This is a genomic window from Enterobacter sp. 01-M-02-SI-ECC, from assembly GCF_047530595.1.
GTDB classification, from domain to species: domain Bacteria; phylum Pseudomonadota; class Gammaproteobacteria; order Enterobacterales; family Enterobacteriaceae; genus Enterobacter; species Enterobacter cloacae_M.
In genome coordinates this window covers 187963-202444 of the sequence record NZ_JBLKCZ010000001.1, presented here as the reverse complement: position 1 = coordinate 202444, position 14482 = coordinate 187963, and the positions used below count along the sequence as shown (strand labels likewise).

The window sequence follows — 14482 nt, the reverse complement described above, 5'->3', positions numbered from 1 at the left end:
TCTCAACTCAACATAATAAAAACCCCGCAGGGACGCTGCGGGGGTGAAAAACAGCAAATTAACCGTGACGACGTTCGAAGTCGATCATGAAATCCGTCAGGGCTTTAACGCCTTCCAGCGGCATCGCGTTATAGATGGAGGCACGCATGCCGCCAACGACACGGTGACCTTTGAGCGCATGCAGGCCTGCCGCGAAGGACTCTTCCAGGAACACTTTGTCCAGGCTGCTGTCCGCCAGCTGGAACGGCACGTTCATGCGGGAACGGTTAGCTTTCGCCACATCGTTGCGGTAGAAATCGCTCTTGTCGATCACGCCATACAGGAGTTCAGCTTTCTGCTGATTGACCTTGTCCATCTGCGCCACGCCGCCGTTTTGCTTCAGCCATTTGAAGACCAGGCCGGAGAGATACCAGGCAAACGTTGGTGGGGTATTGAACATCGAATCGTTATCGTTCAGCACGGTGTAATCGAGAATCGACGGACAGGATTTATGCGCTTTACCCAGCAGGTCCTCACGCACGACGACGATAGTCAAACCGGCCGGGCCGATATTTTTCTGCGCGCCCGCATAGATAACACCGTAGCGGCTGACATCAATTGGCGCAGACAGAATGGTGGAGGAGAAGTCGGCGGCAACCACGACATCGCTGCCGAAGTTTGGCGTCTCGTCGATGGCAATCCCGTCAATGGTTTCGTTCGGGCAGTAGTGCAGATACGCTGCGTTATCGGAAAGCTGCCACTCGCTCATTGGCTTCACGGCGCGCAGACCGTCAACGGTTACTTTGGCGTCGATAACATTCGGCGTGCAGTATTTATGCGCTTCTTTAACAGCGCTTGCTGCCCAGTAACCCGCGTCAACGTAGTCAGCCGTCGTTTTGTCACCGAGGATATTCAGCGGAACGCCTGCAAACTGGCCGCGTCCACCGCCGTGACAGAACAATACTTTGTAGTTCGAGGGAATATTCAGCAGATCGCGAAAATCCTTTTCTGCCTCTTCCGCCACCTGAATAAACTCTTTACCACGGTGGCTGATTTCCATCACCGACGTACCGAGACCGTTCCAGTCACAGAGTTCCTGTTGAGCCTGTTTAAGTACGTCTGCCGGTAACATTGCCGGACCTGAACTGAAATTAAAGACTTGAGCCATTTCCCCTCACCACGCTAAAAGCCATAAGTTATAACTGTGGATATCGGTTTTATCATTCAGTGACACGCGCCGCAATGTCTAAAACTTATGACCCGTTAAATGTGCCCCGCGTCACACAAAACAATCTGCCGCCTCGCTAAGACAAAACCGACAAAATGGCTGTCAGGTGATGCGTTTGGCCCGGCTAACCTTCGTCCATTCCGGATTTGCACAGCGGGGGCATAATTGACGATCCCCCGGCTGCATCGCGACAACATGGCTACATTGTACGCAAGCATACTCGCCTGATTCCGGTACGGTTCTGAAACGCTCGATCAGCATATCCGGCAGGATACACAGCCCCGGCTTCACCTCGTCGTCAGAATAGTAATAGACGCTGATCTGCCCGTTGGTTTCCATGATCGCCAGACGCACCTGTCCGAGCTGTTCAACGCTGTTCAGGCGAAGCTCCATAAAGAACTCAAACTCGGTCATATTGGCGCTTTGTAAATTTTCCCAGGCCAGCTGTCCGTCCTCGACGATAACGACAGGCTTCCCTTCAAGCAGATCTTCCAGCTTTTCGCTTTTCGACATCAGCCACATGACAAGACGGTAAAGTAGCGCTAGTGAGACAAAAACGATAAACACCGGCACCATCGGCACATCGTCATAAAAGGCGACGTCCCCCGCCGCCGAGCCCAGCGTCAGGATGATCAACACCTCAAAGAGCGACATCTGCCGCACGCCGCGGCGGCCGGTGATTTTAAGAAACAGGAAGACGAGGACGAAGGTATACAGGCTGCGCAGCGCCACTTCGCCCAGAAATTCAGGAGGAACTTTATCAAACGCCATCCGCTGGAGATCAAATGCTTTCATTTTTCTATGCCTTAACAGTCAGTTACTGCCACTAAGCATAGCCCAGCCTTTTATTTTCGCCGAAGATAGCACCCGTCACGCAAAACCCGTATCATTGCGCGCTTTACGTACGATAAAAGTGAACGCCATGACTCAAACGTTTATCCCCGGCAAAGACGCCGCTCTGGAAGACTCCATCGCTCGCTTCCAGCAGAAACTGACCAACCTGGGTTTTAACATCGAAGAAGCCTCCTGGCTCAATCCGGTGCCTCATGTCTGGTCCGTGCATATTCGCGATAAAGACTGTGCCCTGTGCTTTACCAACGGTAAAGGCGCGACAAAAAAAGCGGCACTGGCCTCTGCGCTGGGTGAGTATTTTGAGCGTCTGTCCACCAACTATTTCTTCGCTGACTTCTGGCTGGGCGAAACCATCGCTAACGGCCCGTTCGTTCACTATCCAAATGAAAAATGGTTCCCGCTGACCGAAGATGACGAGCTGCCGGAAGGTATTCTCGACGCGCGCCTGCGTGCTTTCTACGATCCGGAAAACGAACTGACCGCCAGCATGCTGATCGATCTGCAGTCTGGCAATGAAGACCGTGGGATCTGCGCCCTGCCGTTCACCCGTCAGTCTGACGAGCAGACCGTGTATATTCCGATGAACATCGTCGGCAACCTGTATGTGTCCAACGGTATGTCCGCCGGTAACACCCGCAATGAAGCGCGCGTGCAGGGTCTGTCTGAAGTCTTTGAACGCCACATTAAAAACCGCATCATCGCTGAATCCATCAGCCTGCCTGAAATTCCGGCAGAGGTGCTGGCGCGCTATCCGGGCGTAGTGGAGTCCATCGCTAAGCTCGAAGCAGAAGGTTTCCCAATCTTTGCCTATGACGGCTCGCTGGGCGGCAAGTATCCGGTTATCTGCGTGGTGCTGTTTAACCCGGCCAACGGCACCTGCTTCGCCTCATTCGGGGCGCACCCTGACTTCGGCGTGGCGCTGGAGCGTACCGTTACCGAGCTGCTGCAGGGCCGTAGCCTGAAAGATCTCGACGTCTTCACTCCGCCAACGTTTGACGATGAAGAAGTGGCCGAGCACACCAACCTTGAAACCCACTTCATTGACTCCAGCGGTTTAATTTCCTGGGATATGTTCAAGCAGGACGCCGACTATCCGTTCGTGGACTGGAGCTTTGCCGGTACCACGGAAGAAGAGTTCGCCACGCTGATGGCTATCTTCGACGCGGAAGATCAGGAAGTCTACATTGCCGACTACGAACATCTTGGCGTCTACGCGTGCCGCATTATCGTTCCGGGCATGTCCGACATCTACCCGGCTGAAGATCTGTGGCTGGCGAACAACAGCATGGGTGCCCATCTGCGCGAAACGCTGCTGGCTCTGCCGGGCAGCGAGTGGGAGAAAGAAGATTATCTGAACCTGATCGCCCAACTGGACGAAGAAGGCCACGATGACTTCACCCGCGTACGCGAACTGCTGGGCCTGGCGACCGGTAAAGACAACGGCTGGTATACCCTGCGCATCGGTGAGCTGAAAGCGATGCTGGCCCTGGCGGGTGGCGATTTGGATCAGGCCCTGGCCTGGACCGAGTGGACCATGGAATTCAACCAGTCTGTCTTCTCTGCCGAACGCACCAATTATTACCGCTGCCTGCAAACCCTGCTGCTGCTGGCCCAGGAAGAAGATCGCGAGCCGCTGCAATACCTCAACGCTTTCGTGCGTATGTACGGTGCTGAAGCCGTTGAAGCAGCCAGCGCGGCCCTGAGCGGCGAAGGGCCGTTCTATGGCCTGCAGGCTGTTGATAGCGATCTGAAAGCCTTCCCGGCGCATCAGTCGCTGCTGAAGGCCTACGAAAAGCTGCAGAAAGCAAAAGCCGCTTACTGGTTAAAATAAGCGCACATAACATTACCAGCAGTAGGCGTATTCAATCGTCTGGGCTATATTACGGGGCAATTTCATTGCCCCGTTTTTTATTTTCTTCGGCAATGACTGTTGATTGTAATAATAAAGTTAAACATGGGTAAATATAATAATATTTACCTGGGCTTTACTGTTACTTTTTATGGTAAATACTCCATATTAATTAACTGCGTCAGGGGTGGCCGAACGAAAAAATTCAACTCTTTTCATAACTTTTAAAATTTATTTTTATACGGATAATCAATTACTTACTCCGCATTTGTTGTAAAACCATACATACTGCGGGCCTATAAGCCAGGCGAGATATGATCTATATCAATTTCTCTTCTATAATGCTTTGTTAGTATCTCGTCGCCGACTTAATAAAGAGAGAGTTAGTGTGAAAGCTGACAACCCTTTTGATCTTTTACTCCCTGCTGCGATGGCCAAAGTTGCCGAAGAAGCGGGTGTCTATAAAGCAACGAAACACCCGATGAAGACGTTCTATCTGGCGATCACGGCTGGTGTGTTCATCTCTATCGCTTTCGTCTTCTACATCACCGCCACCACCGGTACTGCCGGAATGCCTTTCGGCATGGCCAAACTGATTGGCGGTATTTGCTTCTCACTGGGTCTGATTCTCTGCGTCATCTGCGGCGCCGACCTCTTCACCTCAACGGTGCTGATTGTCGTGGCAAGGGCCAGCGGAAGAATTACCTGGGGTCAGCTGGCACGTAACTGGCTTAACGTCTACGTGGGTAACCTGGTTGGCTGTCTGCTCTTTGTTTTGTTGATGTGGCTTTCTGGCGAGTACATGACCGCCAACGGTGGCTGGGGCCTTAACGTCCTGCAAACCGCCGACCACAAAATGCACCACACATTTATCGAAGCCGTTGCTCTCGGCATCCTCGCTAACCTGATGGTCTGCCTGGCTGTATGGATGAGCTACTCGGGTCGTAGCCTGATGGACAAAGCCTTAATTATGGTTCTGCCGGTTGCGATGTTTGTTGCCAGCGGCTTTGAGCACAGTATCGCGAATATGTTCATGATCCCAATGGGCATTGTCATCCGCGACTTTGCGAGCCCGGAGTTCTGGACCGCAGTTGGTTCATCCCCGGAAAGTTTCTCTCACCTGACTATTATGAATTTCATTACTGATAACCTGATCCCTGTCACTATCGGGAACATTATCGGTGGGGGTCTGTTAGTTGGGTTGACATACTGGGTCATTTACCTGCGTGGCGACGATCATCATTGATGGTTTTCTCAGGCAGTAAATAAAAAATCCACTTAAGAAGGTAGGTGTTACATGTCCGAGCTTAATGAAAAGTTAGCCACAGCCTGGGAAGGTTTTGCGAAAGGTGACTGGCAGAATGAAGTAAACGTACGTGACTTCATTCAGAAAAACTATACCCCGTATGAAGGTGACGAATCCTTCCTGGCTGGCGCAACTGACGCGACCACCAAGCTGTGGGACAGCGTAATGGAAGGCGTTAAACTGGAAAACCGCACTCACGCGCCAGTTGATTTTGACACCTCCGTTGCTTCCACCATCACTTCTCACGATGCTGGCTACATCAACAAAGCCCTTGAGAAAATCGTTGGTCTGCAGACTGAAGCACCACTGAAACGCGCAATCATCCCGTTCGGTGGTATCAAAATGGTTGAAGGTTCCTGCAAAGCGTATAACCGCGAGCTGGATCCAATGCTGAAAAAAATCTTCACCGAATACCGCAAAACCCACAACCAGGGTGTATTCGATGTTTACACCAAAGACATTCTGAACTGCCGTAAATCTGGCGTTCTGACTGGTCTGCCAGATGCGTATGGCCGTGGCCGTATCATCGGTGACTACCGTCGCGTTGCGCTGTACGGTATCGACTTCCTGATGAAAGACAAGTACGCGCAGTTTGTTTCCCTGCAGTCCGATCTGGAAAACGGCGTAAACCTGGAAGCGACTATCCGTCTGCGTGAAGAAATCGCTGAACAGCATCGCGCGCTGGGTCAGATCAAAGAGATGGCGGCGAAATATGGCTGCGATATCTCTGGTCCGGCTACCAACGCTCAGGAAGCTATCCAGTGGACCTACTTCGGCTACCTGGCCGCAGTTAAGTCTCAGAACGGTGCAGCAATGTCCTTCGGTCGCGTATCCACCTTCCTGGATGCCTACATCGAACGTGACCTGAAAGCAGGCAAAATCACCGAGCAAGACGCTCAGGAAATGATTGACCACCTGGTCATGAAACTGCGTATGGTTCGCTTCCTGCGTACCCCTGAATACGATGAGCTGTTCTCCGGTGACCCAATCTGGGCAACTGAATCCATCGGCGGTATGGGCGTTGACGGCCGTACTCTGGTAACCAAAAACAGCTTCCGCTTCCTGAACACCCTGTACACCATGGGTCCTTCTCCGGAGCCGAACATCACCGTTCTGTGGTCTGAAAAACTGCCTCTGAACTTCAAGAAATTCGCCGCTAAAGTGTCCATCGACACCTCTTCTCTGCAGTACGAGAACGATGACCTGATGCGTCCGGACTTCAACAACGACGATTACGCTATCGCTTGCTGCGTAAGCCCAATGGTTGTTGGTAAGCAAATGCAGTTCTTCGGTGCGCGTGCAAACCTGGCGAAAACCATGCTGTACGCAATCAACGGCGGCGTTGATGAAAAACTGAAAATGCAGGTTGGTCCTAAGTCTGAACCGATCAAAGGCGACGTTCTGAACTTCGACGAAGTGATGGACCGCATGGATCACTTCATGGACTGGCTGGCGAAACAGTACGTCACTGCGCTGAACGTTATCCACTACATGCACGACAAGTACAGCTACGAAGCTTCTCTGATGGCGCTGCATGACCGTGACGTTATCCGCACCATGGCGTGTGGTATCGCTGGTCTGTCCGTTGCAGCTGACTCCCTGTCTGCAATCAAATATGCGAAAGTTAAGCCAATTCGTGACGAAGACGGTCTGGCTATCGACTTCGAAATCGAAGGTGAATATCCGCAGTTTGGTAACAACGACTCTCGCGTTGATGACATGGCGGTTGACCTGGTAGAACGTTTCATGAAGAAAATTCAGAAACTGACTACTTACCGTAACGCTATCCCGACTCAGTCTGTTCTGACCATCACCTCTAACGTTGTGTATGGTAAGAAAACCGGTAACACCCCAGACGGTCGTCGTGCTGGCGCGCCATTCGGCCCAGGTGCTAACCCAATGCACGGTCGTGACCAGAAAGGTGCGGTTGCCTCTCTGACTTCCGTTGCTAAACTGCCGTTTGCTTACGCGAAAGATGGTATCTCTTACACCTTCTCTATCGTGCCAAACGCGCTGGGTAAAGACGACGAAGTGCGTAAAACTAACCTCGCGGGTCTGATGGATGGTTACTTCCACCACGAAGCGTCCATCGAAGGTGGTCAGCACCTGAACGTGAACGTCATGAACCGTGAAATGCTGCTCGACGCGATGGAACACCCTGAGAAATATCCTCAGCTGACCATCCGCGTATCTGGCTACGCAGTACGTTTTAACTCCCTGACTAAAGAACAGCAGCAGGACGTTATCACCCGTACTTTCACTCAGTCCATGTAAGTGGAATTGACTGAAATCACGCGTTAACAAGCGTACAATAAAGGCTCCACGTCAGTGGGGCCTTTTTAGCACCCTCTCCACCTCAGTCTCTTTTGTCCGCTATCTATACTGAATGGATAACAGCCAAAACAGACTTAACACAGCCGGCTTTGAGCTGTGCATACACAGGCCCGGGACGGGCCGATGATGGAGATATCACCGCAATGTCAATTATTGGTCGCATTCACTCCTTTGAATCCTGTGGCACCGTCGATGGCCCGGGTATCCGCTTTATCACCTTTTTCCAGGGCTGCCTGATGCGCTGCCTGTACTGCCATAACCGTGACACCTGGGATACGCACGGCGGTAAAGAAGTTACCGTTGAAGACTTGATGAAAGAGGTGGTGACCTACCGCCACTTTATGAACGCGTCCGGCGGCGGCGTCACCGCATCCGGCGGTGAAGCCATTCTGCAGGCTGAATTTGTCCGCGACTGGTTCCGCGCCTGCCATAAAGAAGGCATTCATACCTGCCTCGACACTAACGGCTTTGTACGCCGCTACGATCCGGTTATCGACGAGCTGCTTGAAGTGACCGATCTGGTCATGCTCGATCTCAAACAGATGAACGATGAGATCCACCAGAACCTCGTTGGCGTCTCAAACCACCGCACGCTGGAATTCGCCAAATACATTGCCGATAAAGGCATCAAAACCTGGATCCGCTACGTGGTGGTTCCCGGCTGGTCAGATGATGACGACTCCGCGCACCGCCTGGGGGAATTTACCCGCGACATGGGCAACGTCGAGAAAATTGAGCTTCTGCCCTATCACGAGCTGGGTAAACATAAATGGGTGGCAATGGGCGAAGAGTACAAACTCGATGGCGTGAAGCCGCCGAAGAAAGAGACGATGGAACGCGTCAAAGGTATTCTTGAACAGTACGGCCACAAGGTGATGTATTAAAGAAAAGGCCCGGTGAGAACCGGGCCTTTTTATATTCTATTTAAAGACGCCGTTAATAACGGAGGTCACAATGGCTGTACTCAGCGCAATTAAGACCAGGTCATCTCCGACCACGCGCCATTCATAGCCCGGGTAGGAAGGAAGCTGGCCCAGCATTGAGGCCGGCACGGTTTTCTTCGCAATGCCCGGAGGCAACGGCTTACCGCGCGCCAGGTTTTTCGCGATACCCGGAGGCAGAGAGTCATAGCCCGTTAAGCCATAATTCAGCGCCAGATGGCGGGCATGATCGAAGCTCACGCGAGCGTCGACATCGTTACCGACATCTTTACTGCTTTTAAAACTTTTATCCGATTTCCCAGGGTTATCCTGGCCGTTATTTTGCTTATTGCCATGGTTACCAGAATTCCCGTTACCATGATTACCGCCATTACCTTGCCCGCCACCGTTCCCGTGACCACCGCCATTCCCGTTACCAGGATTAGCCATGACCGGAGCCGTTGCAAACGTTAAAGACAACACTACGGCAAGTGCGGTAGCGGAAAAACGACGAATAGACATGATTGCTGCCTTATAGTGGTAGGACTCACATGAATTATCGCCTGGCGTAATAAACAAACAATAAGTAAAACTCTTAGTTGTGACAGGGACAAAAAAGCCTGTCATCGACAGGCTTTTAATTAATCAGGCATGAGCCACAGGCGTTGGGTGCTCTCCCGCTTTGCGCAGCAGCATTAAAAGATAAATAAACGATACGCTGGCGATCATGATAAACAATAAATTATCAGAGTAATTCTGCATCAGCATCGCGGTAAACGTCGGCCCTAATAAACTGCCGATGGTATAGCTCAGTAACAGCGCCTGGTTCATTGCCACCAGCTGGTGATGTTCTACTTTCTCACAGGCCCAGGCCATCGCAACCGGATAGAGCGTAAAGCCGGCGGCCCCGAGAATAAACAGCGCAGGCGCCATCGCGGCGTTGCTGAGCATCGCAAGGCATCCCATAATCACCACAAAGACCTGGACGCGCAGCACCAGAAGACGACCGAAACGATCCGCCAGACGGCCTATCGGCCACTGCCCGACAATACCCGCGCTCACCATGACCGCCATCCAGAAGCCAATTCCGGAATCGCTGACGCCCTGATGATTAAGATAGAGCGGCATCAGGCCGTAGAGCGAGCCCAGTACAATCCCCGAGATAATGCAGCCGTTAACGCCCAGACGCGCATGACGAAGTCTCAGCATCGGCCAGACGTGGGTCGCTTCCTGATGCTCGCTGTTCTGGTTCACAATGCGCGTGAAGAGCAGCGGCAGGATCGCGGCCAGCACCATGCCCGTTACCCACGGCAGAACGCTCATCAGATCGGTTGGCAGCTTGCTGACCATCAGTTGCCCCAGCACGGTGCCGACGTAATAAACCATCATATAGGCCGCCAGCAGGCGTCCACGGTTGCGGGAGGTGCCGCTGCACATCAGCGCACTTTCAACCACCACCCAAATCATCGCGCAGCCTACGCCAGCGATAAAGCGCCACGCCATCCAGCTCCAGAAGCCGACCATCAGGCCCAGCCCGGCACACCCGGCGGCGAAAATCAGCGAAGCCAGATAATAGCTGCGATTAAAGCCAAAGCGCTTAATCAGGCTCCCGGTCATTAGCGTACCCAGCAGGTTCCCGGTAAAAAAGGACGAGCTGACCATACCCACCTGCCAGGTCGGTAAGTTTTCATGGGCGAGCCATAGCGGGACGAGCGTATTTAACACTGCGATCGCCAGGGTCAACAGAAGCAGGCCACAGAGCAACAGAAGCACTGGCCGGGTATAGGTGGTCATGGATTAAAAACCGTGAGGAAGTTCAGATTTCGTGCGCATCATGCCACTGGCAAAAACAAAGTCAATCCACTGATTTAGCCGCCTCGCACAATATGTTCCCTGTCGATTTAAAAAACTTATCCTGCTAATGCCACGCCTGCTATAGATATTAATTATGTGTCTGTTTTTATTTATTAATGGGCGAAATTAAAACAAAACGACAGTCGAAAAATTTCATGATCGAAAAAAGAAAAACCGGGCACTCAGGCCCGGCTTGATATAACTCAATGCAACGTTAGCTGGCGATAGCCATACCAACGGTCATATGCAACCCGTAGAACACGCCGCGGCCAATCAGTTCACCCGCCAGTACCAGCACAAAAGCCAGTGACAGCAGCGGCAGCGCCGGCTGATAGCCTTTGAGCTGAGGGGCAATCCAGAATACCAGCGCGGCGACCAGAAGAACGATACGCCAGGCCATCAGCGCACCGTAGTCCGGCACCAGGGCAGAAGCCTGCTGGATAGAGCTGTGAATGGTTGCCAGTTCAGCCCCCTGCATCAGGGCGACCATCGCACTCACCACCAGCGCCAGCAGAGAAACAGCGGGCAGCAAACGCATTGCCCACCCGTCTACGCCCGCCACGCGCAGCAGCAGGTAGCCCAGCAGCGGCCCGCCGATAAACATCGTCAGGAAGAAGCTCATCGGCGTCCAGACGCTGTACCAGGTTGGAACGGTATCTATGGTGTTATAGACGCGCACCATCATCCACACGAACACCACGCCCAGTACCATGGTCACGATCAGCCACAGGCTGCGCAGACCCGCAGGCAATTTCTTCAAAGCGGCCAGCAGCCAGCCCAGCCCACCGACGGCAAAGAAAATCGCCCCGCTGGCAATCTCGTTACTGAGGGATGAGGCGCCCACGCGGTTCAGAGAGTTAAACGCGCGCATCGGCGAACCCAGGTGCAGCGTAGAGGCGATAAAGCCAATCCCCATCAGCACCCACAGGCCAAACATACTCAACACTAAACGCTGCTGCTGTTCAGCGTTGAGATTCCCCTTCAACAGCGCCAGCGCGAGCACAATGAAACCGCCCGCCACGCACTGACCAAAGACCGTGAAGATCATCAGCGGCCATTCATGCCATCCACTTCCCATCTCACACCTCCTTCGGATTTGCCAGGTAGCCGGTAGTGTCACCTGTAGGACGGCTGTTGGCGTTAGGTTTAATCACAATGCTCGGCTTCGTGAAGTGCGCAGACGGCAGCGGTGCCACTGCGGCAAGCTGACCGTGTTTTTGACGCAGCTCTTCAACAGGACCGAAGTCCAGCGCGCGCAGCGGGCAGGACTCAACGCAAATCGGCTTTTTGCCATCCGCCACGCGGGTGTGGCAACCGTCGCATTTGGTCATATGACCTTTGGCGGCGTTGTACTGCGGCGCGCCATACGGGCACGCCATGTGGCAGTACCGGCAGCCGATGCAGACATCTTCATCCACCACCACAAAACCGTCTTCACGCTTGTGCATCGCCCCGCTCGGGCAGACCTTGGTGCAGGCCGGATCTTCACAGTGGTTGCAGGCAATCGACAGGTAATAGGCAAAGACGTTCTGATGCCAGACGCCGTTATCTTCCTGCCAGTCGCCCCCGGCGTATTCGTAGATGCGGCGGAAGCTGACGTCCGGGGTCAGGTCTTTGTAATCTTTACAGGCCAGCTCGCAGGTTTTGCACCCGGTGCAACGGCTGGAATCGATAAAAAATCCATACTGGGTTGTCATCGGCTACTCCTTAAACCTTTTCAACCTGGACAAGGTTTGTGTGGGATGGGTTGCCCTTCGCCAGCGGCGACGGACGCTGCGTGGTCAGTACGTTAATACTGCCCGCCTGGTCGATACGGTTGGCATCAGGGCTGTACCAGGCCCCTTCTCCCAGCGCCACTACGCCTGGCATCATGCGCGGCGTCACCTTAGCTTCAATGTGCACCTCGCCGCGACCGTTGAAGATACGCACGCGATCGCCATTGCTGATGCCTCGCGCTTTGGCATCCATCGGGTTGATCCACATCTCCTGACGGCAGGCGGCCTTGAGTACGTCGACGTTACCGTAGGTGGAGTGCACGCGCGCTTTGTAGTGGAAACCGGTCAGCTGCAGCGGGAATTTCGCCGTCAGCGGATCGTTGTAGTTTTCGAAACCTGGCGTGTAGATCGGCAGCGGATCGATAACGTCCCCTTCCGGCAGCTCCCAGGTCGACGCGATTTTTGCCAGCTCTTCGGAGTAGATTTCGATTTTGCCCGACGGCGTGGTCAGCGGATTCGCCTGCGGATCTTCACGGAACGCTTTGTAAGCCACGTGGTGCCCTTCCGGATCGCGCTGTTTGTACATACCCTGCTTGCGGAAGGTATCGAAATCCGGCAGGTCAGGGACCGCCTTACGGGAGAGTTCATGCAGATGACGCATCCACCCTTCCTGTGTACGTCCCTCGGTAAACTGCTGCTCAACGCCAAGACGTTTCGCCAGCTCAGAGGTCATCTCATAAATGGTTTTGCACTCGAAGCGCGGTTTGATCGCCTGATCGGTGAAGATCACGTAGGACATGTTGCCGCAGGAGGCGTCCAGCGCGAAATCCATCTGCTCAGAGGCGGTGCAGTCCGGCAGCAGGATATCGGCATATTTCGCCGAGGAGGTCATGTGGCAGTCGATCACCACAATCATCTCGCACTTCTTATCATCCTGCAGGATTTCATGGGTGCGGTTGATTTCGGAGTGCTGGTTGATGAGACAGTTACCGGCATAGTTCCAGATCATCTTGATCGGCACGTCCAGCTTGTCCTTGCCGCGCACGCCGTCGCGCAGGGCGGTCATTTCAGGACCACGTTCGATCGCATCGGTCCACATAAACATGGAGATGCTGGTCTGAACAGGGTTATCCAGCGTCGGCATACGTTCAAACGGCACTTCATACGAGCCTTCACGCGCGCCGGTGTTACCGCCGTGAATACCGACGTTGCCGGTCAGAATGGAGAGCATGGAGATCGCACGGGTCGCGATTTCGCCGTTCGCATGGCGCTGCGGTCCCCAGCCCTGGCTAATGTAGGCCGGTTTGGCCGAGCCAATCTCACGCGCCAGCTGAACGATACGCTCGGCCGGAATACCGGTGATGGTGGACGCCCACTCGGGCGTTTTCGCCACGCCGTCGCTGCCCTGCCCGAGAATATAGGCTTTGTAATGACCGTTAGCAGGCGCGCTGGCTGGCAGGGTTTTCTCGTCATAGCCGACGCAGTATTTATCCAGGAAAGGCTGATCGACGAGGTTTTCGGTGATCATCACCCACGCCAGCGCGGAGACCAGCGCTGCATCGGTACCCGGACGGATTGGGATCCACTCGTCTTCACGTCCGGCGCCGGTATCGGTATAGCGTGGGTCGATGATGATCATGCGGGCATTGGATTTGGCGCGGGCCTGTTCAAGGTAATAGGTTACCCCGCCGCCGCTCATGCGGGTTTCGCCCGGGTTATTACCGAACAACACCACCAGCTTACTGTTTTCGATATCAGACGGGCTGTTGCCGTCCGCCCAGCCGCCGTAGGTGTAGTTGAGTCCCGCAGCAATCTGCGCCGATGAGTAGTCACCATAGTGATTGAGATAACCGCCGCAGCAGTTCATCAGGCGTGCCACCAGCGTTTTACCCGGTGGCCAGGAGCGGGTCAGCGTACCGCCGAGCGTCCCGGTGCCGTAGTTCAGGTAGATGGATTCGTTGCCGTACTCTTTGATAAGGCGCTGCATATTGGTGGCGATAATGTCGTAGGCTTCATCCCAGCTAATCCGCTCGAACTTCCCTTCCCCACGCTTACCGACGCGCTTCATCGGATATTTCAGGCGGTCCGGATTATACACGCGACGACGCATGGAGCGGCCGCGCAAGCAGGCGCGAACCTGATGTAACCCTTCATAGTTATCGTCCCCGGTATTGTCGGTTTCGACATATTTAATTTCGCCATCCACCACGTGCATACGCAGCGGACAACGGCTACCGCAGTTAACGGTACAGGCACTCCACACCACTTTTTCCGGAGCTGAAGCTGGGGATAATGCATCCGCCGCTGAGGCCAGTCGGGTAAAAGGGAGCGTGAAAGCGCTGCTGGCTACGGCCAGGCCGCCTATTGCCGTGGTTTTCATCAACCCACGGCGAGTGACCTCGGCAGCCATTAATGCTTCAGGCGCGTTGATTTTCATAGAGACTC

Annotated in this window: 11 protein-coding genes; 4 read left to right on the top strand and 7 right to left on the bottom strand. The window is 53.9% G+C overall.

Features of this window, described 5'->3' with window-relative positions:
* Positions 1 to 58 precede the first annotated feature (58 nt).
* Positions 59 to 1147 (bottom strand): 3-phosphoserine/phosphohydroxythreonine transaminase, encoded by a 1089-nt coding sequence (gene serC, locus ACMWLG_RS00905; protein WP_029739497.1) that lies wholly within the window; start codon positions 1145 to 1147, stop codon positions 59 to 61.
* 162 nt (positions 1148 to 1309) lie between these two features.
* Entirely contained in the window at positions 1310 to 2002 is a 693-nt protein-coding gene (locus ACMWLG_RS00900) for a DUF421 domain-containing protein (RefSeq protein ID WP_045404129.1), read from the bottom strand.
* Positions 2003 to 2129: 127 nt separating this feature from the next.
* Here ACMWLG_RS00900 and ycaO point away from each other — a divergent pair, with 127 nt between their 5' ends.
* From ycaO to pflA, 4 genes are all read left to right on the top strand, one after another.
* Entirely contained in the window at positions 2130 to 3890 is a 1761-nt protein-coding gene (ycaO, locus tag ACMWLG_RS00895; protein WP_045619534.1) for a 30S ribosomal protein S12 methylthiotransferase accessory factor YcaO, read from the top strand.
* A gap of 406 nt (positions 3891 to 4296) precedes the next feature.
* Complete coding sequence (gene focA, locus ACMWLG_RS00890; RefSeq protein WP_045404125.1) at positions 4297 to 5154, top strand: formate transporter FocA; 858 nt, start codon at positions 4297 to 4299, stop codon at positions 5152 to 5154.
* A 51-nt stretch (positions 5155 to 5205) separates the two neighbouring features.
* On the top strand, positions 5206 to 7488 hold the full coding sequence (pflB, locus tag ACMWLG_RS00885; protein WP_023310992.1) for a formate C-acetyltransferase: 2283 nt from the start codon (positions 5206 to 5208) through the stop codon (positions 7486 to 7488).
* Positions 7489 to 7691: 203 nt separating this feature from the next.
* A complete protein-coding gene (pflA, locus tag ACMWLG_RS00880; RefSeq protein WP_023310991.1) occupies positions 7692 to 8432 on the top strand; it encodes a pyruvate formate lyase 1-activating protein in 741 nt (246 codons plus the stop codon).
* Between the two features lie 36 nt (positions 8433 to 8468).
* On the opposite strand, the gene ACMWLG_RS00875 is transcribed toward pflA, so the two are convergent.
* The 5 genes from ACMWLG_RS00875 to dmsA all read right to left on the bottom strand — a co-directional run bounded on the left by ACMWLG_RS00875 (position 8469) and on the right by dmsA (position 14474).
* Positions 8469 to 8990 carry an anti-virulence regulator CigR family protein gene (locus ACMWLG_RS00875; RefSeq protein WP_045404123.1) on the bottom strand — a complete coding sequence of 174 codons (522 nt, stop codon included), beginning with the start codon at positions 8988 to 8990 and terminating at the stop codon, positions 8469 to 8471.
* Between the two features lie 123 nt (positions 8991 to 9113).
* Positions 9114 to 10262, bottom strand: coding sequence for an MFS transporter (locus ACMWLG_RS00870; RefSeq protein WP_045404121.1), 1149 nt, complete (start codon positions 10260 to 10262; stop codon positions 9114 to 9116).
* A 274-nt stretch (positions 10263 to 10536) separates the two neighbouring features.
* Positions 10537 to 11400, bottom strand: coding sequence for a dimethyl sulfoxide reductase anchor subunit family protein (locus ACMWLG_RS00865; RefSeq protein ID WP_045404119.1), 864 nt, complete (start codon positions 11398 to 11400; stop codon positions 10537 to 10539).
* Position 11401: 1 nt separating this feature from the next.
* A complete protein-coding gene (locus ACMWLG_RS00860; RefSeq protein WP_023310987.1) occupies positions 11402 to 12019 on the bottom strand; it encodes a DMSO/selenate family reductase complex B subunit in 618 nt (205 codons plus the stop codon).
* Positions 12020 to 12029: 10 nt separating this feature from the next.
* A complete protein-coding gene (gene dmsA, locus ACMWLG_RS00855) occupies positions 12030 to 14474 on the bottom strand; it encodes a dimethylsulfoxide reductase subunit A (protein WP_045404117.1) in 2445 nt (814 codons plus the stop codon).
* Between the last annotated feature and the right edge of the window lie 8 nt (positions 14475 to 14482).

Coding starts and splice junctions, on each gene's coding strand:
- serC (WP_029739497.1), bottom strand. CDS start 1,147: ATGGCTCAAGTCTTTAATTTCAGTTCAGGTCCGGCAATGTTACCGGCA.
- ACMWLG_RS00900 (WP_045404129.1), bottom strand. CDS start 2,002: ATGAAAGCATTTGATCTCCAGCGGATGGCGTTTGATAAAGTTCCTCCT.
- ycaO (WP_045619534.1), top strand. CDS start 2,130: ATGACTCAAACGTTTATCCCCGGCAAAGACGCCGCTCTGGAAGACTCC.
- pflB (WP_023310992.1), top strand. CDS start 5,206: ATGTCCGAGCTTAATGAAAAGTTAGCCACAGCCTGGGAAGGTTTTGCG.
- pflA (WP_023310991.1), top strand. CDS start 7,692: ATGTCAATTATTGGTCGCATTCACTCCTTTGAATCCTGTGGCACCGTC.
- ACMWLG_RS00875 (WP_045404123.1), bottom strand. CDS start 8,990: ATGTCTATTCGTCGTTTTTCCGCTACCGCACTTGCCGTAGTGTTGTCT.
- ACMWLG_RS00870 (WP_045404121.1), bottom strand. CDS start 10,262: ATGACCACCTATACCCGGCCAGTGCTTCTGTTGCTCTGTGGCCTGCTT.
- ACMWLG_RS00865 (WP_045404119.1), bottom strand. CDS start 11,400: ATGGGAAGTGGATGGCATGAATGGCCGCTGATGATCTTCACGGTCTTT.
- ACMWLG_RS00860 (WP_023310987.1), bottom strand. CDS start 12,019: ATGACAACCCAGTATGGATTTTTTATCGATTCCAGCCGTTGCACCGGG.
- dmsA (WP_045404117.1), bottom strand. CDS start 14,474: ATGAAAATCAACGCGCCTGAAGCATTAATGGCTGCCGAGGTCACTCGC.